We start from the raw sequence: 18,882 nt of genomic DNA, 5'->3' as shown, positions 1-18,882 counted from the left end.
CGCGCTTTCGCAATCCAAGGAGCTTTACCCCTATGTCGATCCAGCGCCTGCATGTGGCCAAACGCTACAGCGAAGTGGTGATCCACAACGGCACGATTTACCTCGCCGGCCAGCTGGCCGACGACTTCGACGGTGACATCCGCGAGCAGACCCGCCAGACCCTGGCCAACATCGACAAGATGCTGGCCGAGGGTGGCAGCGACAAGAGCAAGATCCTGTCGCTGACCATCTTCCTCAAGGACATGGCGGACTATGACGGCCTCAACGCCGAGTACGACGCCTGGGTCGCCGACGGCAACGCGCCGGCCCGCGCCTGCGTCGAGGCGAAGATGTACAAGCCCGAAGTGCTGGTGGAAATGTGCGTGGTGGCTGCCGTCTGAGGCGGCCATCGTCTGCACGCAGATCTTTTTGTGTTGGCTTTTCACCCGGCTCCCCCGCCGGGTTTTTTTTGAATGACGACGTGCCTGCATGTAGCCCGGATGCAATCCGGGAACTGCCAACGAAAAAACTGTCGCCTCAGTGAATGATTGAGAGATAACGAACCATGCGTCCCGCCCGTGCCCTGATCGACCTCGATGCTCTGCGTCATAACTACCGTCTAGCCCGCGAACTGAGCGGTGCCCGCGCGCTCGCCGTGGTCAAGGCCGATGCCTATGGGCATGGCTCGGTGCGCTGCGCGCAGGCACTCGAAGCTGAGGCCGACGGCTTTGCCGTGGCCTGCATCGAAGAGGCGCTGGTGCTGCGCGAGGCCGGCATTCGTGCGCCGATCCTGTTGCTCGAGGGCTTCTTCGAGGCCGACGAACTGGCGCTGATCGATCAGCATGACCTGTGGTGCGTCGTCCACTCGCAGTGGCAGATCGAGGCTATCGAGCAGGCGCAGTTGAGCAAGCCGCTGACCGTCTGGCTCAAGCTCGACAGCGGCATGCACCGTGTCGGCCTGCACCCGGCGGACTACCAGGCGGCCTATCGGCGTCTGCTGGCCAGCGGCAAGGTCAGCAAGATCGTGCTGATGAGCCACTTCGCCCGCGCTGACGAGCCCGAGTGCGAACGCACCAGTGAGCAACTGGCAGTATTCCAGAAGGCGCGTGAAGGTCTGAGCGCCGAGGTCAGTTTGCGCAATTCGCCGGCCGTGCTCGGCTGGCCGCAGGTGCCGAGTGACTGGGTACGCCCCGGGATCATGCTCTACGGCGCTACGCCATTCGAGCAGGCACAGGCGCAGGCCGCGCGCCTGCAGCCGGTGATGACCCTGGAGTCGAAGATCATCAGCGTGCGCGAGCTGCCGGCCGGTGAGCCGGTGGGGTATGGCGCACGTTTCGTGTCCGAGCGGCCGACCCGCGTCGGTGTGGTCGCCATGGGCTATGCCGACGGTTATCCGCGCCACGCGCCGACCGGTACGCCGGTGGTGGTGGACGGCCGGCCGACCCGCCTGATTGGCCGGGTATCGATGGACATGCTTACCGTCGATCTGACCGACCTGCCGCAGGCCGGCCTTGGCAGTCGCGTCGAGCTGTGGGGCAAGCAGGTGCTGGCCAGCGACGTAGCCGCGGCAGCTGGCAGCATTCCCTATCAGATTTTTTGCAACCTACGCCGCGTGCCGCTGCTCTATCTCGGGACTTAGACCTGCGGTGTAGGCGAAGGGTGAACGGGAGTGTTGTAAATTCCGAACGCTATGCCATGATACGGACACTTTTCCGTCTCATATCCCAAGGGGGATTCCAGCATTGGACGTCGGCGTTCGACTGCAATCGATTCGTAAGCTCAAAGGCCTATCCCAGCGTGAACTCGCCAAGCGGGCGGGCGTGACCAACAGCACCATTTCCATGATCGAGAAAAACAGCGTCAGCCCCTCGATCAGTTCACTGAAAAAGGTGCTCGGCGGCATTCCCATGTCGCTGGTGGAATTCTTCTCGCTGGACATGGAGCAGGAGAACCAGGTTCAGGTGGTTTACCGGGCATCCGAGCTGACTGATATCTGCAGTGGCGCCATCACCATGAAGCTGATCGGCAAGGCCCATCCGAGTCGTGCCATCTCCTTTCTCGACGAGACCTACCCGGCCGGCACCGACACCGGTGACGAGATGTACGCCCACGAAGGCGAAGAGGCCGGCATGCTGGTCGAAGGCCGGCTGGAGCTGACCGTTGGCAACGAGGTGTTCGTCCTCGAGCCGGGCGACAGCTACTACTTCGAGAGCAGCAAGCCGCATCGCTTTCGCAATCCCTTCGACGTTCCGGCGCGCCTGATCAGCGCCACCACTCCGGCGAATTTCTGATCCGGATGGGCGCTCCTTCCTGGTGAAGGGGCGCTCGTCGGCGTGTGCCGATTCGCCAACTCGTCGAGCGTCAGGCTGCTGGCCGAACGCTAGACTGGCGCGCTTTCTCAATGGACTAGCCCGGTTTCGATCCGGCATGGCAAGGAGCCTGCAGCATGGCAGCCAGCAACAAGTGGTTGATGTCGTCGTTCGCCTATTACCTGGATTTTTTTACCGTCCCGCTGCTGGTCGTGGCCGCTTTGCTATGGGGGCCGGTGCTGTTCTGGCAGATCGCGGCCGGGGTGTTGATCTGGAGCTTCGTCGAATATGCCATGCACCGCTTCCTGTTCCATGCGTTGTACCGACGTGAGCACTGGACGCATCATCTCGACGTCCTGGCCCTGATCGGCATATCCAGCTGCAAGACCACAGCGACCTTCATCGTGCTGCTCGCCCTGTTCCAGGCTCTGGGGCTGGCCTCCCTGATCGCCGGGGTGATGCTTGGCTATCTGGCCTACATCTCGCTGCATTACGTCATGCACCGCCCCGAACACCCTCTCTATCGGCTCATGCCCGGCTTGGTGATGAACCACGACCTGCATCATCAGCGCGGTGTGGAAAAGAATTTCGGCGTTTCCTCCCCGCTCTGGGATCATGTTTTCGGAACCTACGTACGGGTGCGAAACGACGCGCTCACGCAAAGCGTGGAGAGCTGAGCGGGCTGTGCTGCTATCGTTGGTGTCAATATCCCTGCGACAATATGGGTTGTTTCGGCCGGGGCTGCTTGCCGTTATACTGTCGCCCGCTCGCGAAACCGTGGCCGCGAGCGTGACTAGCCACGAAGAGGGTTTACCGTGAATCTGATGAAGAAAATGCTGGCAGTACCGGCTGCCGTATTGGCCCTGTGGGCAGTGACTGCTCAGGCCACGACCGATGACGCAATCGCCGAGCGCCTCAAGCCAGTCGGCGAGGTGTGCATCATGGGCGAAGAGTGCAAAGGCGTCGAAACCGTTGCGGCTTCCGCCGGTGGCGGTGCCCGCTCCGCTGACGACATCATCGCCAAGCATTGCAATGCCTGCCATGGCTCTGGCGTCCTGGGCGCACCGAAGATCGGTGACACCGCTGCCTGGAAAGATCGCGCCGATCACCAGGGCGGTCTCGACGGCATCCTCGCCGCCGCCATCTCCGGTATCAACGCCATGCCGCCGAAAGGCACCTGCGCGGACTGCTCGGAAGACGAACTGCGCGAAGCGATCAAGAAGATGTCCGGTCTGTAAGACTCGCCTCTTCCATGAAAAACCGCCCTCTGGGCGGTTTTTTCGTTTAGAGCCTGCTCACGAGCTCGCGAGCTAGAGCCACCGATGGCGGCCCCGCAAAAACAGGCGAGGAGCGGCCGGAGTCGCGCTCGACTTTACGAGCTGTAAATGAGCAGTACTCGCTTCGCTCGCCCCTTCGGGGGGCGCACTAAAGTGCGTTAGCCACAAGCGGCTTCCGACCGGGCTGGCGCGCCAGCCTGTTTTTAACGCAGTAGGGCCGACGCGCAGCAGATCGTGAGCAGGTTCTTAAGGCGATGGCATGCAACCATGCCGGCGGCCATGCAGTCCAAGCAGCATTCGTCATGGATGTCGCGAGGAGCGTCAGATGCCGCACACCTGTACCCTCGAACAAGCTGTAGACCGCGTATTGAGCGAGATCGACGGGCCGATTCATCTGGGCCTGCCGCTCGGCCTGGGCAAGCCCAATCGCTGGGTCAACGCGCTGTACGCGCGGGTGCGCGACATGCCCGAGCGGCAACTGACCATCTACACCGCGCTGTGCCTGGCGCGCCCGCGTGCCGGCCAGGATCTGCAACGGCGCTTTCTCGAACCTTTCGTCGACCGCGTTTATGGTGATTATCCCGAGCTGGCGTTTCTCGCCGATCTGCATAGTGGTGATCTGCCGGCCAACGTGCGGGTCGAGCAGTTTTTCTTCCAGCCTGGAAGCCTGCTCGAATGCGAGCCGGCGCAGCAGGACTACATCAGCAGCAACTACAGCCATGTTGCCCGCGACCTCAATGCCAAGGGCCTGAACCTGGTCGCCCAACTGGTCGCCGCCGATTCCGCACAACCCGAGCACTTCAGCCTGAGCTGCAACCCCGACGTGACGCTCGACCTGTTGCCGCTGCTGAACAAGCGTCGTGAAGCTGGCGAGACCGTGCTCAGCGTGGCCCAGATACACGGCGACCTGCCTTACATGGCGGGCGATGCCCAGGTGCCGCGCGACACCTTCGATATTCATATCGTCGAGGATGAGCGCACCACGCTGTTTTCCACTCCAAATATGCCGGTAACCCTGCAGGATCACTGCATTGGCTTGTTCGCCAGTGCCCTGGTGCGCGACGGTGGCACCTTGCAGATCGGCATTGGCTCCATGGGCGATGCCCTGGCTGCGGCGTTGATGGCCAGGCAAAGCGATAACACTCGTTACCGTGAGCTGATGCAGGCGCTGCAAGCAGGCGAAACCTGGGCGGACGAGATCGCTGCCAGCGGTGGCCTCGCACCTCTCGAGCAGGGCCTGTATGGCTGCAGCGAGATGTTCGTCAATGGTCTGCTGGCCCTGGCCGAGGCAGGCCTGTTGCGGCGTCAGGTGTACGCGGATACACGGTTGCAACGCCTGACATTGGCGGGGGCGCTGGATCAGCAGGGGCGCCTGCAGAGCGTCCAGGCGTTGGTCGATGCCGGGCTGCCGACGATGTTGCAGCCAGGTGATCTGGCCTGGCTATGCGACAGCGGCTTGCTATCAGGCGATATACGGCTGGAGGAGGGTGAGCTGCATCTGCCTGACGGCGGCCGTATCGTGGCGGATCTGAGCGATCCACAGACGCAGGCTCGCCTGCAATCCTGCCTTGGCCGAGCCAGAGGCGGTGTCGTGCTGCATGGTGGCTTCTTCCTCGGCCCGGAAAGCTTCTACCGACGTTTGCGCGAGCTGGATGAGGCCGAGCGCCAGCGCTTCGCCATGACTGGTATCCGCTATATCAACGAGCTGCATGGTCAGGAGGAACTCAAGCGTCTGCAGCGTCGCGATGCGCGCTTCATCAACACGGTGTTCACCATGACCCTGCTCGGCGCGGGTGTCGCCGATCAGCTGGAAGACGGTCGCGTGCTCAGCGGGGTGGGAGGGCAATACAACTTCGTGGCCCAGGCCCATGCGCTGGAGGATGCCCGCTCGATCCTGCTGCTGCGCAGTTGGCGCGAGTCCGGCGGCGAGGTCAGTTCGAACATCGTCTGGGAATATGGCCACACCACCATTCCCCGGCATCTGCGCGACATCGTGGTGACCGAGTACGGCATCGCCGATCTGCGCGGCAAGACCGACGCCCAGGTGATCGAGGCGCTGCTCAATATCAGCGATTCGCGCTTTCAGCCCGGGCTGATCGAGCAGGCGCAGCAGGCCGGCAAGCTGCCTGAGGATTTTCGTCTGGAGGAGCGCTTCACGAACAATCTGCCGGAGCGTCTGCAGCGGCTGCGCGACGAATATCCGACGCTGTTTGCCGAATACCCGCTGGGCAGTGACTTCAGTGCCGTGGAGCAGGATCTGCTGCGGGCGCTGAGCTGGCTCAAGAGCAAGCTGCGCCTGACCGAGGTGCTGGAGCTGGGCAAGGCCACGCTCGATGCGCCTGAGCCGGCCGCCTACCCCGAGCACCTGCGCCGCATGAGCCTGGAAGCGCCGGACGGTGTGCGTGAGGCGCTGTATCAGCGCCTGCTGCTAGGTGGCCTGCAGGCTACCAGCGTGTCTTAATCGAGGAAGCGCACCTGACCATTTTCCAGCGCTGCGACACGGGCCAGCGATTCGACGCGGTAGCCTTCGTTTTCCAGCAGGTTGCGACCGTCCTGGAAGGATTTCTCGATGACGATACCGATACCTGCGACTTGTGCACCGGCCTGCTGGATCAGGTCGATCAGCGCCTTGGCGGCGTGACCGTTGGCGAGGAAGTCATCGATCACCAGCACCTTGTCGGCTGCGGTCAGGTGACGTGCGGAGATGGCGATGGTGCTTTCGGTCTGCTTGGTGAAGGAGAACACCTTGGAGATCAGCAGGTCGTCCTTGAGCGTCAGCGACTGGAACTTGCGTGCGAAGATCACCGGGATACCCAGCTCCAGGCCGGCCATCACCGCCGGGGCGATGCCCGAGGCTTCGATGGTGACGATCTTGGTGATGCCCTGGCCGGCGAAACGTTGGGCGAACTCGTGGCCGATCTCCTGCATCAGGCGCGGATCGATCTGGTGGTTGAGAAAGGCATCCACCTTGAGTACATGCTCGGACAGCACGATGCCTTCGCTGCGAATCTTCTGTTTCAACGACTCCACGGTCGATCCTCTGGTTTGAGCAGAAAAGCTGCGGATTTTCGCTCAAAATGCCCTGCATTGTGTAGTGCAAGCACAGACTGTCCGACGGTCGTAGCGACCGTCGCCAGTGGTGCACGGGGCATCAGCCGTACATGAATAACTGACCGGGTCGGCAAATTTTCAGAAGATATAGTCCGTAGTCAGGAAACTGGACTCCCGATTGCGGATGATCTCGCTGATCAGCGCCTTGTTGTCCTCGTCGAAACGGGTGGCCACGAGCGTGCGGATGGAGAAGACGCGCAAGGCATCGTGCACCGACAGGGTGCCTTCGGCGGAGTCCTTGCGTCCGTTGAACGGGTAGGTGTCCGGGCCGCGTTGGCACTGGGCATTGATGTTGATGCGTCCGACCTGGTTGGCGAAGGCGTCCACCAGCCTGCCCACGGTTGCCGAGTCGTTACCGAAGATGCTCAGTTGCTGGCCGAAGTCCGATTGCAGGACGTAGTCGATCACGGTCTTCAGGTCGCGGTAGGGGACGATGGGGACGACCGGGCCGAACTGCTCTTCCTGGTACACACGCATCTGCGGCGTCACCGGATACAGCACCGCTGGGTAGAAGAACGAGCCACGGACGTCACCGCCCCCTGCGTTGGTGATGCTGGCGCCGTGGGCCACGGCATCGGCTACCAGGTCACTGAGGTAGTCGGTCTTGCCCGGCTCGGGCAGCGGCGTCAGGGCCACGCCGGGCTCCCAGGGCATGCCCGGTTTGAGGCTCGCCAGCTTGCTGTTGAAGCGTTCCAGGAAGGCATCCACCACCGCTTCATGGACGAACAGGATCTTCAGCGCGGTGCAGCGCTGGCCGTTGAACGACAGGGCGCCGGTGATGGCCTCGTTGACCGCGTTGTCCAGATTCACCTCGGGTAGCACGATGCCGGGATTCTTCGCATCCAGGCCCAGGGCCGCGCGCAGGCGGTGCGGTTTGGGGTGCAGCTTCTTCAGTGCGCTGGCCCCCTTGTTGGTGCCGATGAAGGCGAAGACGTCGACCTTGCCGCTGGCCATCAGGGCGCTGACGGTCTCGCGCCCGCTGCCGTAGATGACGTTGATGACGCCGGCGGGGAAGCTGTCGCGAAAGGCTTCGAGCAGGGGGCGGATCAGCAGTACGCCGAACTTGGCGGGCTTGAAGACCACGGTGTTGCCCATGATCAGTGCCGGAATCAGCGTGGTGAAGGTTTCGTTGAGCGGGTAGTTGTAGGGCCCCATGCACAGTGCCACGCCCAGCGGCACCCGGCGGATCTGCCCGAGCGTGCCCTGCTCCAGTTCGAAGCGGCTGGAGCGACGATCCAGCGCCTTGAGCGCTTCGATGGTGTCGAGGATGTAGTCGCAGGTGCGGTCGAACTCCTTTTCCGAGTCCTTGAGGTTCTTGCCGATTTCCCACATCAGCAGCTTGACCACGGCATCGCGCTGCTCGCGCATGCGCCTGAGGAAGGTTTCCACGTGCTGGATACGCTCGGCCACGCGCATGGTTGGCCAGGCGCCCTGGCCGCTGTCGTAGGCGCGCACGGCCGACTCCAGTGCCGCCAGTGAGGTTTGCGCGTCGAGCAGAGGTGTGCTGCCGAGGATGACCTGCTCCTCGCCTGCCTCGGTTCGCAGGTGGATCGGGCTGCGCACGCTGGCCAGTGGCCCAGACCAATGCTGCAGGGTGCCGTCGATCAGGTATTCGCGTTGTACGATCGGTTCGCCCAGGCGGTACTGCTCGGGGATGTCGTCAAGGGAGGGAAAAAGCTGGGCGAGCGAGCAGGTAGCGGTCATGTCTCTTACCTCGTGATGATCAGTGGCAACTACGCACCCGGCATGCCAGCGTTTATTTATTTGTTGGTATCTGTGTTCTGTTTGTGGAATTCACGCAGTTTTGTCAATGAAACCTGGCGATATCGAGCGTGCTGAAATGTGTGGAAGTCGTTTTTGAATTACACAGGATCATCCATGAAGACGTCGGTGTTTTTCGCTAGGTGTCTGAATGAATTGATCTTTGTGAGTCGAAATGTAGCAATGAATGCACCAGTGTGTAGCGCTGTATCAGGCGTAGGCTGCACAGCGGAACCCCCGGAACGGTGACAGTTCCGATAACGTGCCTGAATGAAAACAGCTCTCCTGAAAAGCCTCGACTCGCCCCTGGCAGTGCGCTGCGCTCAGGAGATACGAGGGGACTGGCGACCCGTCGGCCCTGTTGCAGTCTGGCGCCTGACTTGTCGCATGGGCAGTCACCGACTGTTATTGACCGGATAAAACCACATATCCACAAAATTATGCTCGATGGCATGTGCACTGCACTGGCTATCCGTCATCACGGTCGAGATGGCCGAAGTCAAACAGGCAATGCAATGAATGATCTGAATCCCAAGCCCAAGCCGGACAGCGCCTATGATGTCGTCGTCATCGGTGGCGGTGTCGTCGGCTGTGCGATGGCCCGCCGCTTCACGCTGGAGGGTGCCAGGGTGCTGTTGCTCGAGAAAGGTGAGGACATCCTGTCCGGGGCCAGCAAGGGCAACAGTGCGATTCTCCACACGGGTTTCGATGCGCCCTCGGGCAGTGTCGAGCTGGAATGCATGCAGGCCGGTTACCGCGAATACCTCGACATCCATCAGCGGATGAACCTGCCGGTGCTGCGCACCGGCGCGATGGTCGTGGCCTGGACTGACGAGGACATGAGCAAGCTGGACGGTATCGTGCAGCAGGCGCATGCCAATGACGTGAGCAATGTGCGTTTCATCGATGCCGAGACCATTCGCCGGCGTGAACCGCACCTGTCGACGCGTGCCTTGGGCGGCGTCGACGTGCCGGGCGAGTTTCTCATCGACCCCTGGTCCGCGCCGCTGGGTTATCTGCTCCAGGCCATGCTGGCCGGCGCCCAGGCGCGCTTCGGCACGGAAGTGCTGGGCGGCTTCTTCGATGGTGGCCACTGGGTACTGGAAACCTCCACCGGCTATGTCACGGCTACGACGGTGATCAACTGCGCCGGGTTGTTCGGCGACCAGCTGGAGCAGCGTCTGTTGGGTGAGGCGTCCTTCAGCATTCACCCGCGTAAGGGGCAGTTCGTCGTTTTCGACAAGGCCTCGGCGAAGCTGCTCAACGCCATCGTTCTGCCGGTGCCGAACGAGCGCACCAAGGGGATCGTGCTGACCCGGACGATCTTCGGCAACCTGCTGGTCGGTCCGACCGCCGAGGAACAGGACGATCGCCTGCATGCCGGTCTGGAGTCCGAGACGCTGGCGCAACTGGTCGAGGCTGCAGTCGAGCGGGTGCCGGGGTTGGCCGGCATGCCGGTCACGGCGACCTATGCGGGGCTGCGCCCGGCCAGCGACAAGAAGCATTACCGCATTCACCCGGTGCCGGGGCGCAACTGGATCAGCGTCGGCGGCATTCGCTCCACCGGTCTGACGGCTGCACTGGGCATCGCCCAGCATGTATTCCGGCTTTACCAGCGCCGCCATGAGGCGCTCGACGAGCAGACCCTGAAGTGGCCGAGCATGCCGAACCTGGCCGAGCATCAGCCGCGTGATTACCAGCGGCCCGGCTATGGCGAGATCGTCTGCCACTGCGAGATGGTGACCCGCCGCGAGATCGAGAATGCTCTGCAAGGGCTGTTGCCGCCTGGCGACCTTGGCGGGCTCAAGCGCCGTACGCGGGCCTGCATGGGGCGCTGCCAGGGTTTCTATTGTGGGGCGCAGGTCGCCGAACTCAGCGCCGGCCGCCTGGCCGTTCCACTCGCAACAGGTGTTTGCCATGAAAACCACTGATATGCATAACGTCGATGTCGCGATCATCGGTGGTGGTCCGGCGGGCCTGGCCGCCGCCGTGGAGCTGCGGCGCCAGGGTATCGACGATGTGGTGGTGATCGAGCGCGAAGCGGCCGCCGGTGGCATTCCCCGTCACTGCGGGCATCCGCCGTTCGGTTTCCGCGAATACGGCCGAATCTACAGCGGGCCGGACTACGCGCAGCGCAACGTCGAAGAGGCGGAAAAGGCCGGTGTGCGCATCCTGCTCGGGCACAGCGCCACCCGACTGGCTGCTGGCGGATGCATCGAGGGCGTGTCTGCGGAAGGCGCATTCCGTATCCAGGCCCGGCGCGTGCTGCTGGCGACCGGGGCACGCGAGGCGCCGCGCTCCGCACGTCTACTGGGCGGGGATCGGCCGGTCGGCGTGATCAACACCGGCGCGTTGCAGTCCTATCTGTATCTGCAGCACCTGAAACCCTTCGAGCGTCCGCTGATCGTCGGCACCGAGCTGGTCAGCCTGTCAGCCGTACTCAGTTGCCGTCGGGCCGGTATCAAGCCAGTGGCGATGATCGAGCGCAACGCGCGGGCGACTGCGCGCTGGCCCTTGTCGCTGTTCCCGCGGTTGTGTGGCGTGCCGATGCACTATGGCGCCGAGCTGGTGCAGATCAACGGTCTCGGCCGGGTCGAGTCGGCCAGTGTCAGGCTGGCCAGTGGCGAGGTGCGCGAGTTCGAGTGCGATGGCGTGCTGTTGACCGGCGAGTTCACGCCCGAGTCGAGCCTGGCGCGCATGAGCGACCTGCGTATCGACAACAGGAGCGGTGGGCCAGTGATCGACCAGTTCGGGCGTTGCTCGGATCCCGCCTATTTTGCGGCCGGTAATCTGCTGCGCCCGATCGAGACGGCAGGCTGGTCGTTCCGCGAAGGGCGGCGTATCGCGGGGCTCATCGTGCGGGATCTGCATGGCGAGCTGCCGCCCGTCGAAGATGGCGTCGACGTCCGCTGCGGCAGCGCCCTGAAACTCTGCGTGCCCCAGGTGCTGGTGCCGGGGGCCATCGCGGGGCTCAGGCACCTGCAACTGCGGGTCAGCACGGCCACCTCGGGGCAACTGGTGGTGCGGGCCGATGGCCGGGACATCTGGTCAAAACCGCGATCCTGCCTGCCCGAGCGGCGCATGCTGGTGCCCATTGCCGAGCTGGGGATTCCCGAGGGAACCCGGCAACTCGAAGTCGACTTCATCCGCCGTTAACAGCCTCTGCCGAGGGGAGTTAAAACCTTGCGTATCGCAGCTCTAGACCAGGGAACCACCAGCACCCGCGTGCTGGTGGTTTCACCCAACGGCAGCGCCGACATTCAGCTCGCCCTGCGCCATCAGCAGCACCATCCTCACCCGGGCTGGGTCGAGCATGATCCGCTGGAGCTGTTGAACAACCTGCAGCGCTGCCTCGAGGCAACCGGTCGCGTGGATGCCATCGGCCTGGCCAACCAGGGGGAAAGCTGCCTGGCGTGGGATGCCCGCACTGGCGAGCCGTTGTCACCGGTCATCGTCTGGCAGGACAACCGCACCGCCGACGAGATCAACCGCCTGCGCGCGGAGGGTGGCGAGGCCCTGACCCTGGAGCGCGCCGGGCTGCCGCTCGACCCCTATTTCTCTGCATCCAAGCTGGCCTGGATTCTGCGCAACCTGCCCGCTGCAAAGCAGGCCCAGCGTGAAGGTCGGCTGCGCCTGGGCACCACCGATGCGTATTTCCTGGATCGCCTGACCGGGGTCTTCGCCACGGACGTCACCACTGCCTCGCGTACCTCGCTGATGAACCTGGCCACCGCTCAGTGGGATCCCGAGTTGTGCGCGCTGTTCGGCGTGCCGCTCGAAGCCTTGCCGGAGATCCGCGATACCGTGGGGCATTTCGGCGAGGTCGGGGCCACGCCGGTGACCGCCTCGCTGGTCGATCAGCAGGCCTCGCTCTACGGCCACGGCTGCCGCAACCCTGGCGATGCGAAGATCACCTTCGGCACTGGTGCCTTCGCGCTGACGCTGACCGGCGAGGAGATCATCCGTGCACCCGAGAAGGGCCTGCTGGCGACCATCGCCTGGCAGATCGACGGCAAGCCGCAGTACGCCATGGACGGTGGCGTTTACGACGCCAGCGCGGCCGTCGAATGGGCGGGCCGGCTCGGGCTGTTCAGCGACTTTTCCGAGCTGGCGGCATTCGACCAGGCGCCGGCCATCGGTCGGCAACTGGCCTTCGTGCCGGCGCTTTCAGGCCTTGCCTGTCCGCATTGGGATCGTAGCGCGGCCGCGCTGTGGGTCGGCATGAACGCCGCTACCAGCCGGCAGGACATGTGCCAGGCGCTGCTGGAAGGTGTGGCACTGCGCAGTGTCGAGGTGATTTCGGCGATGGACGGCTTTCTCAACGTCACCGACCAGTTGTCCATCGATGGTGGCCTGGCGCGCAGCCCTTACTTCGCCCAGTTCCTCGCCGATGCCCTGCAACGCTGCATCGTGACTCAGCGCTTCGACGAACTGACGGCCTTCGGTTGTGCGGCGTTGGCGGCTCGGGGTGTAGGCGTCGATCTTGCGCCGCCGCGCAACACCAGCACCAGCTTCCGGCCGAAAGTCGAGGCCGGCGTCGCCCGCCAGTGGCGTGAGACGTTCGCCGATGCGGTGACCCGTTGCCGTAGCTGGCGCTGAGGCAGCGCTCAGCGCTTCAGGCCCGCGCCCAGCGGGCCTGACTCCATCCGGTTCAGTGCAGGCGCTTCGTGCACCTCGACGTGGGCAGCCTGCAGGGCCTCGGCCAATGCTCCCAGCGGCTTGCGATCAGTGATCAGTCGGTCGATACGGCTCAGCGGAAAGACCTCGAAAAGCGCCCGACGGCCCATCTTCGACGAGTCGGCGATGACCGTCAGGTAGCGGGTTCTGGCGATCATCGCACGGGTGATCTCGGCCTCTTCGATGGAGAAGTCGAAGGCGCCATCCGGGTTGAGGGCGCCGATGGTGACCACCGCATGCTCGGCGTTGAACCGGGCGATCTGCTCCAGGGCTAGTGCACCGGTGTTCTGCGCGGACTCGGGGCGGTATTCACCACCGATCATGAACACGCGATTGCCGCTGGCGCCGATGCTGGTGGCGATCTGCAGCGAGTTGGTGATCACGGTGATGCGGCTCAGGCGGGCCAGCTCGCGCGCGAAGAACAGCGTCGTGGTGCCCGTGTCGATCAGGATGCTGTCGCCCGGTGCGTAAAGTCCTGCGGCATAGCGGGCTACGGCTTTCTTCTCGCTGGCGAACTCGTTCATCCGTGTCTGGAAGGCGTTTTCATGCTCGCCGCTGGGGGGCAGGGAGGCGCCGCCGTGGTACTTGGTCACCTGGCCACTGTCGGCCAGCTCGGCGAGGTCGCGACGAATGGTTTCCTGCGAGGTGCCCAGGAGTCGGGCCAGTTCATCCACCGAGATCCTCTCGCGCTGGCGAAGCAGTTCGAGAATGTGTTGCCGTCGTTCATTGGGGCGCATATCGCATCCTGAAGCTGTTACCTGACCGCCACATAACGGGGCGAGTGTGTGTTACCTCGGCACACCTTTGAGGCGAAAGAAGAGAACAATGCCGCTGGGCTGGCGTGTGCAAGGACGCCGGTTGCGGGTTTCGTGCTTTCACGCCTCGGCGTCCAGCGCTGTGGTTGCGGGCATTATAGACGGAAATCACAGGAATGATGACTGATTTGGTGGTTATCAACGGTCATTCCCACATTTAAACCTCAAAATGGCATGCATAGTGGTTGATATTCCGCTGTCTCACAGGGCTGGTCGAGATGGCTCGCAAGAGCGACGAGAACGATAGGACACGCCTCTGCGTGAGAGGCGCCATATAGAAAGAACCTTGCGTTGGCGGTCTGGGCGTCAAGTAAGAAGACTAGGGTGAATGTGATGGCTGAGTTCGGAAACTTCGTTATCTACCTGATAATGATTGGCGCAGTGGTGGGGGCCTTCGCTTCGGTGGTTCGACCACAGAGCGGACTGGGGAAGGAGTTCGTCAACGGCATCCATTCCATAGGCCCGGTGTTTCTCGCGCAGGCAGGGATCATGATTTCGATCCCCTATCTGTCGAAACTGATTTCGCTGGTGCTCGGCCCGTACTTCGCGGCCATGGGTTCGGACGTATCCATCGCGGCCCTGTCCATCATCGCCGTGGACATGGGCGGTTATCAGTTGGCCGATGCGCTGACGGCCAACCGTGATATGTGGATCGCCGCGATGATCGTCGGCTACACCTCCGGTGCGACCATCGTTTACCTGATCCCGGTCGGGTTGATGATGCTCGAGCGCAAGGATCACAAGTACCTGGCCCTGGGGGCCATGGCCGGCCTGATCAGCATCCCCTTCGCGGTGCTGGCGGCGCTGATGATGATCACCCTGTTCAACCTGCCGGTGCGCGACATCGTCTCGACCAGTTCGCAGGCCACGCATCTGCTGACCCTCGACTTCGTCGGTGCGCTGAAACTGCTGGCGCCGCTGTTCGTCTTCTGCTTCCTGCTCGCCGCTGGCCTGCGCTACCGCGCGACCATGATGGTCAACGGCTTCCTGATCTTCGGCAAGCTGATGGACGCCTTCATCAAGATGATCCTGGCCTTCGCCATCGTCGAGCATTTCACCGGGTTCTTCTCGAAGACCGTGGGTTGGGGCTTCGACCCGATGTTCGCCGACGAGAAGGAGCTGTTCCGCGCCATCGAGATCGCCGGCTACATTGGCATCATGCTCGCCGGTACCTTCCCGATCTGCTACCTGTTCAACAAGTACTGCCGTCGTCCGATGGAAATGCTCGGCCGCCAGCTGGGTCTTTCCGCGCCGGGTGCCGCAGCCTTCGTCATGGTGCTGGCGAACATCATCGCCGTGTACCACATGTTCAAGAGCATGAATGCCCGCGACAAGGTGCTGTGCGTCGCCATGGGCGTCTGCGCCCAGGCCACCATCGGCGATCACCTGGCCTTCACCGCCAACTTCCAGCCCTCGCTGATCATGCCGATCCTGCTGGCCAAGCTGTTCGGTGGCCTGCTGGCGGTCTTCATCGCCGTGAAGATCTCCGTCCCGGCAGCCAACCGCTATGAGGCTGAGGAGCGCAAAGCCGAGCCTGTCGGCAGCTCCGAGTTGAGCCCTGCCTGATTTACCCGGGGGCTTCGGCCCCCGACTCCCCCGTAGAAAGAGGTTCGTCATGCGTAAGATTTTTCTCGCCTGTCCCTACAGTCATGCCGATGCGGAGGTCGTTTATGAACGCTTCCTGGCATGCAACGTAGTGGCGGCGACCATCATCGAGTCAGGCCACTGCGTGTTCAGCCAGGTGTCCATGTCTCACCCGATCAACCTGGCGTTCGAGAACAGGGACAGCGCCGCTATCGGTAAGCTCTGGGGCCCTGTGGATGCCGTGTTCATGGAAGCCATGGAAGAACTGATCATTCTGGATCTGCCCGGCTGGGATCTGAGCTCCGGCATCAAGCGTGAGATCGCCTTCTTCGAACAGAAGGGGCGTCCGGTAAGCCTGTGGTCGAAGGTGGCCACGCAGTTCGAGTGAGTGGCATCCGGGTTCCATCGCCCGAACCCGGCTCGTCTCCCGTGTTCTTCCAGTGCAGCGGCCTCGCTGTCTGGAAGGCTGTCCCAGCCGCGCGGCGCTCGCCGTCGGCCTTCAGGCGCTCTTGTTGAGCCTGCGCAGGATATCCCTGGGAATGCCCCGGGTATCCAGCGGTATCCTGTCCGGCGCGGGTTCCAGGCCAAGTTCATAGAGCCAGTTGAGTGCGTACTCGCGCAGTTGCTTGAGTTCGTAGGCCTGCCATTGCTCGCGAATGGCTGGAAAAGCCTCGATCTCGTAGTCGAACGAGCGCAGTGGTTTGCGGCTGACCAGCGCGGCGCTGAGCAGTGGATGGGCGTGCAGGTCGTCGAGGGTGAACAGGAAGGACTCGCGCATGGCCACGCGCTGCGGCACGTCGAGGTTGGGTATCTGCGTATAACGATCCGGATCGAGCTCCACCTGCTGGCGCTCGTCGCTGTACTGATCGTCCGGCGACAGGGTCAGAACGCTGCCGCTTTCCAGATCCAGCCAGTTCTCCTGCTGTTCACGGCCATTGATCAGTTGAGTCAGGGCGTCGAGGTCGAGCGTGAAGGTGCGCATGGTTTCAGTCCCTGTTTCTGAACGATGTTTTCTTCTGACTGGCAAATATGACGAGGGTGCCAATGGCATTGAAGTGGTGGGCTTAAGCGGATCGCCGGGTAGGGTGGGCCGGGCGGCGATCCGCTTTAGCCCACCAGACAGCAATACTCGGCTTCAGCGCTTGAGCATCGCCCGCATATTGGCCAGGGCGTCATTGCCGCGTGCGGCCTTGACCTCCACGGGCGCCTCTTCCAGTCCTTCCCACACCAGGTCTTCCGGCGGCAGTTCATCGAGGAAGCGGCTCGGCGAGCAGTCGATCACCTCGCCATATTGCTTGCGCTTGGCGGCGAAGGTCAGCGCCAGGTTGCGCTTGGCGCGGGTGATGCCGACGTAGGCCAGGCGCCGTTCCTCCTCGATGGTATCGGCCTCGATGCTGGAACGGTGGGGGAGAATCTCCTCCTCGAAGCCGATGATGTATACCGAGGGAAACTCCAGGCCCTTGGAGGCATGCATGGTCATCATCTGCACGCCTTCTGCGCCTTCTTCCTCTTCCTGCTGGCGTTCGAGCATGTCACGCAGCACCAGCTTGCCGATGGCGTCCTCGATGGTCATGTCGCCGTCTTCGTCGCGCTCCAGGGTACTTTTCAGTGCGTCGACGAGGAACCAGACGTTGCCCATGCGGGCATCGGCCACCTTGTCGCTGGAGGCGTTCTGGCGCAGCCAGTTCTCGTAGTCGATGTCCATCACCATGCTGCGGATGGCGGCAATCGGGTCGTTCTGCGCGCATTCCTGGCGCACGCGATCCATCCATCTGGTGAAGCGTTGCAGGCGCTCGGTGAAGCGCGCCTCGAGGTGTTCGCCGAGGCCGATCTCGCCAGCGGCGGCGTACATGCTGATCTTGCGCTCGTTGGCGTAGTTGCCGAGTTTTTCCAGGGTGGTGGAGCCAATCTCGCGGCGCGGCACGTTGATCACGCGCAGGAAGGCGTTGTCGTCATCCGGGTTGACCAGCAGGCGGAAGTAGCTCATCAGATCCTTCACTTCCTGGCGAGCGAAGAAGCTGGTGCCGCCTGACAGGCGATAGGGAATCTGGTGGTGCTGCAGTTTCAGCTCCATCAGCTTGGCCTGGTAGTTGCCGCGATAGAGGATGGCGAACTCGCTGTACGGGCGCTGGGTGCGCAGGTGTTCAGTGAGGATTTCCAGGGCCACGCGCTCGCACTCGGCGTCTTCGTTGCGGGTACGGATCACGCGGATCTCGTCGCCCATGCCCATGTCGCTCCATAGCTGCTTTTCGAACACGTGGGGGTTGTTGGCGATCAGCACGTTGGCGCATTTGAGGATGCGGCTGGTGGAGCGATAGTTCTGCTCGAGCATCACCACCTTGAGCGACGGGTAGTCTTCCTTGAGCAGGTTGAGGTTCTCCGGCCGCGCACCGCGCCAGGCGTAGATCGACTGATCGTCGTCGCCAACCACGGTGAACTGGTTGCGCATGCCCACCAGCATCTTCACCAGCAGGTACTGGCTGGCGTTGGTGTCCTGGTATTCGTCGACCAGCAGATAGCGGATGCGGTTCTGCCACTTTTCCAGGATGTCGGCGTGCTCCTGGAACAGCTTCACCGGCAGCAGAATCAGGTCGTTGAAGTCCACCGCGTTGTACGCCTTGAGCGTGCGCTGGTAGTGCAGGTAGACAATGGCGGCGGTCTGCTCCTTGGGCCCGCGGGCACCCGCCAGTGCCTCGTCGGGCAGGATCAGGTCGTTCTTCCAGCTGTCGATGTAGTTCTTGATCTCGTCGGCACCGTCATCGCCGGAATACTCCTTCTGCATGATGTCGGTGAGCAGGGCCTTGATGTCGCCGTCATCGAAGATCGAGAAGCCGGGCTTGTAGCCCAGGCGTGCGTATTCCTTGCGGATGATGTTCATGCCCAGGTTGTGGAAGGTCGACACCGTCAGGCCGCGGGCTTCGGCGCCCTTGAGCAGGGTGCCGACGCGCTCCTTCATCTCGCGCGCGGCCTTGTTGGTAAAGGTCATGGCGACGATGTGCTGGGCACGGATGCCGCAGTTCTGCACCAGGTGGGCGATCTTGCGGGTGATCACGCTGGTCTTGCCGGAGCCTGCACCGGCGAGCACCAAAAGAGGGCCGCCGACGTAGTTCACGGCTTCTTGTTGCCGGGGGTTCAGTCGGGACATGGGATCATCGTTCGCAGGAAAAAGGCCGCGCATTTTAGCAGGCCTGGCAACTTCTGCCGCGACCGTCTGGAACTGTGGCCTGGCGCACGGAATTGAATGTTGGCGCGCTGGGTTATGCGGAGCTATGCAGTACTCTGGTTCCACTTGCCGGTTTTTTGGCAATACCTCAGGATGTGCATCTATTTTCACCCGGATGTGATTGATTAGACGTCGATTACGACGCG

General features: G+C 62.8%; 16 protein-coding genes. 11 read left to right on the top strand and 5 right to left on the bottom strand.

All coding sequences use genetic code 11. From position 1 onward, the window contains the following. Nucleotides 1–32 precede the first annotated feature (32 nt). The 6 genes from C7A17_RS08830 to C7A17_RS08805 all read left to right on the top strand — a co-directional run bounded on the left by C7A17_RS08830 (nucleotide 33) and on the right by C7A17_RS08805 (nucleotide 6,026). Complete coding sequence (locus tag C7A17_RS08830; protein WP_079784941.1) at nucleotides 33–380, top strand: RidA family protein; 348 nt, start codon at nucleotides 33–35, stop codon at nucleotides 378–380. Between the two features lie 164 nt (nucleotides 381–544). Beyond that, the gene (gene alr / locus C7A17_RS08825) at nucleotides 545–1,618 is read left to right on the top strand and encodes an alanine racemase (RefSeq protein WP_106737683.1); all 1,074 of its coding nucleotides are present in this window, start codon (nucleotides 545–547) and stop codon (nucleotides 1,616–1,618) included. A gap of 103 nt (nucleotides 1,619–1,721) precedes the next feature. Next, on the top strand, nucleotides 1,722–2,270 hold the full coding sequence (locus C7A17_RS08820; RefSeq protein ID WP_106737682.1) for a cupin domain-containing protein: 549 nt from the start codon (nucleotides 1,722–1,724) through the stop codon (nucleotides 2,268–2,270). Nucleotides 2,271–2,425: 155 nt separating this feature from the next. Further along, entirely contained in the window at nucleotides 2,426–2,965 is a 540-nt protein-coding gene (locus C7A17_RS08815) for a sterol desaturase family protein (protein ID WP_106737681.1), read from the top strand. 138 nt (nucleotides 2,966–3,103) lie between these two features. Further along, nucleotides 3,104–3,526: a c-type cytochrome gene (locus C7A17_RS08810; RefSeq protein WP_106737680.1), complete on the top strand. Its 423-nt coding sequence runs from the start codon at nucleotides 3,104–3,106 to the stop codon at nucleotides 3,524–3,526. A 364-nt stretch (nucleotides 3,527–3,890) separates the two neighbouring features. Beyond that, nucleotides 3,891–6,026, top strand: coding sequence for an acetyl-CoA hydrolase/transferase C-terminal domain-containing protein (locus C7A17_RS08805; RefSeq protein ID WP_106737679.1), 2,136 nt, complete (start codon nucleotides 3,891–3,893; stop codon nucleotides 6,024–6,026). Here C7A17_RS08805 and C7A17_RS08800 read toward each other — a convergent pair. Together C7A17_RS08800 and C7A17_RS08795 are read right to left on the bottom strand one after the other, a co-directional pair. Then, a complete protein-coding gene (locus tag C7A17_RS08800; protein ID WP_106737678.1) occupies nucleotides 6,023–6,595 on the bottom strand; it encodes a xanthine phosphoribosyltransferase in 573 nt (190 codons plus the stop codon). The two genes, C7A17_RS08805 and C7A17_RS08800, sit on opposite strands and share 4 nt — an antisense overlap. 159 nt (nucleotides 6,596–6,754) lie before the next feature. Beyond that, on the bottom strand, nucleotides 6,755–8,380 hold the full coding sequence (locus tag C7A17_RS08795; protein WP_106737677.1) for an NADP-dependent glyceraldehyde-3-phosphate dehydrogenase: 1,626 nt from the start codon (nucleotides 8,378–8,380) through the stop codon (nucleotides 6,755–6,757). A 572-nt stretch (nucleotides 8,381–8,952) separates the two neighbouring features. Between C7A17_RS08795 and C7A17_RS08790 the strand changes: the two genes are divergently transcribed. From C7A17_RS08790 to C7A17_RS08780, 3 genes are read left to right on the top strand one after another with little or no spacing between them, the layout of a single operon-like run. Continuing rightward, entirely contained in the window at nucleotides 8,953–10,368 is a 1,416-nt protein-coding gene (locus C7A17_RS08790; RefSeq protein WP_106737676.1) for an NAD(P)/FAD-dependent oxidoreductase, read from the top strand. Beyond that, nucleotides 10,355–11,593, top strand: coding sequence for an NAD(P)/FAD-dependent oxidoreductase (locus tag C7A17_RS08785; RefSeq protein ID WP_106737675.1), 1,239 nt, complete (start codon nucleotides 10,355–10,357; stop codon nucleotides 11,591–11,593). Before C7A17_RS08790 ends, C7A17_RS08785 begins: the two co-directional genes overlap by 14 nt. A gap of 27 nt (nucleotides 11,594–11,620) precedes the next feature. After that, nucleotides 11,621–13,036, top strand: coding sequence for a glycerol kinase (locus C7A17_RS08780; protein WP_106737674.1), 1,416 nt, complete (start codon nucleotides 11,621–11,623; stop codon nucleotides 13,034–13,036). 8 nt (nucleotides 13,037–13,044) lie between these two features. Here C7A17_RS08780 and C7A17_RS08775 read toward each other — a convergent pair whose 3' ends face one another. After that, complete coding sequence (locus C7A17_RS08775; protein ID WP_106737673.1) at nucleotides 13,045–13,851, bottom strand: DeoR/GlpR family DNA-binding transcription regulator; 807 nt, start codon at nucleotides 13,849–13,851, stop codon at nucleotides 13,045–13,047. A 411-nt stretch (nucleotides 13,852–14,262) separates the two neighbouring features. Between C7A17_RS08775 and eutH the strand changes: the two genes are divergently transcribed. Both eutH and C7A17_RS08765 read left to right on the top strand, forming a co-directional pair. After that, nucleotides 14,263–15,495: an ethanolamine utilization protein EutH gene (gene eutH, locus C7A17_RS08770; protein WP_106742820.1), complete on the top strand. Its 1,233-nt coding sequence runs from the start codon at nucleotides 14,263–14,265 to the stop codon at nucleotides 15,493–15,495. A gap of 49 nt (nucleotides 15,496–15,544) precedes the next feature. Continuing rightward, on the top strand, nucleotides 15,545–15,901 hold the full coding sequence (locus C7A17_RS08765; RefSeq protein ID WP_106737672.1) for a DUF1937 family protein: 357 nt from the start codon (nucleotides 15,545–15,547) through the stop codon (nucleotides 15,899–15,901). 111 nt (nucleotides 15,902–16,012) lie between these two features. Here C7A17_RS08765 and C7A17_RS08760 read toward each other — a convergent pair whose 3' ends face one another. Both C7A17_RS08760 and rep read right to left on the bottom strand, forming a co-directional pair. Next, nucleotides 16,013–16,495: a UPF0158 family protein gene (locus C7A17_RS08760; protein WP_106737671.1), complete on the bottom strand. Its 483-nt coding sequence runs from the start codon at nucleotides 16,493–16,495 to the stop codon at nucleotides 16,013–16,015. Between the two features lie 153 nt (nucleotides 16,496–16,648). Further along, nucleotides 16,649–18,658 carry a DNA helicase Rep gene (gene rep / locus C7A17_RS08755; protein WP_106737670.1) on the bottom strand — a complete coding sequence of 670 codons (2,010 nt, stop codon included), beginning with the start codon at nucleotides 18,656–18,658 and terminating at the stop codon, nucleotides 16,649–16,651. Nucleotides 18,659–18,882: the final 224 nt, after the last annotated feature.

Origin of the sequence: Pseudomonas mendocina, from assembly GCF_003008615.1 — a bacterium.
GTDB classification, from domain to species: domain Bacteria; phylum Pseudomonadota; class Gammaproteobacteria; order Pseudomonadales; family Pseudomonadaceae; genus Aquipseudomonas; species Aquipseudomonas mendocina_C.
This window is presented reverse-complemented; position numbering and strand designations above follow the sequence as displayed.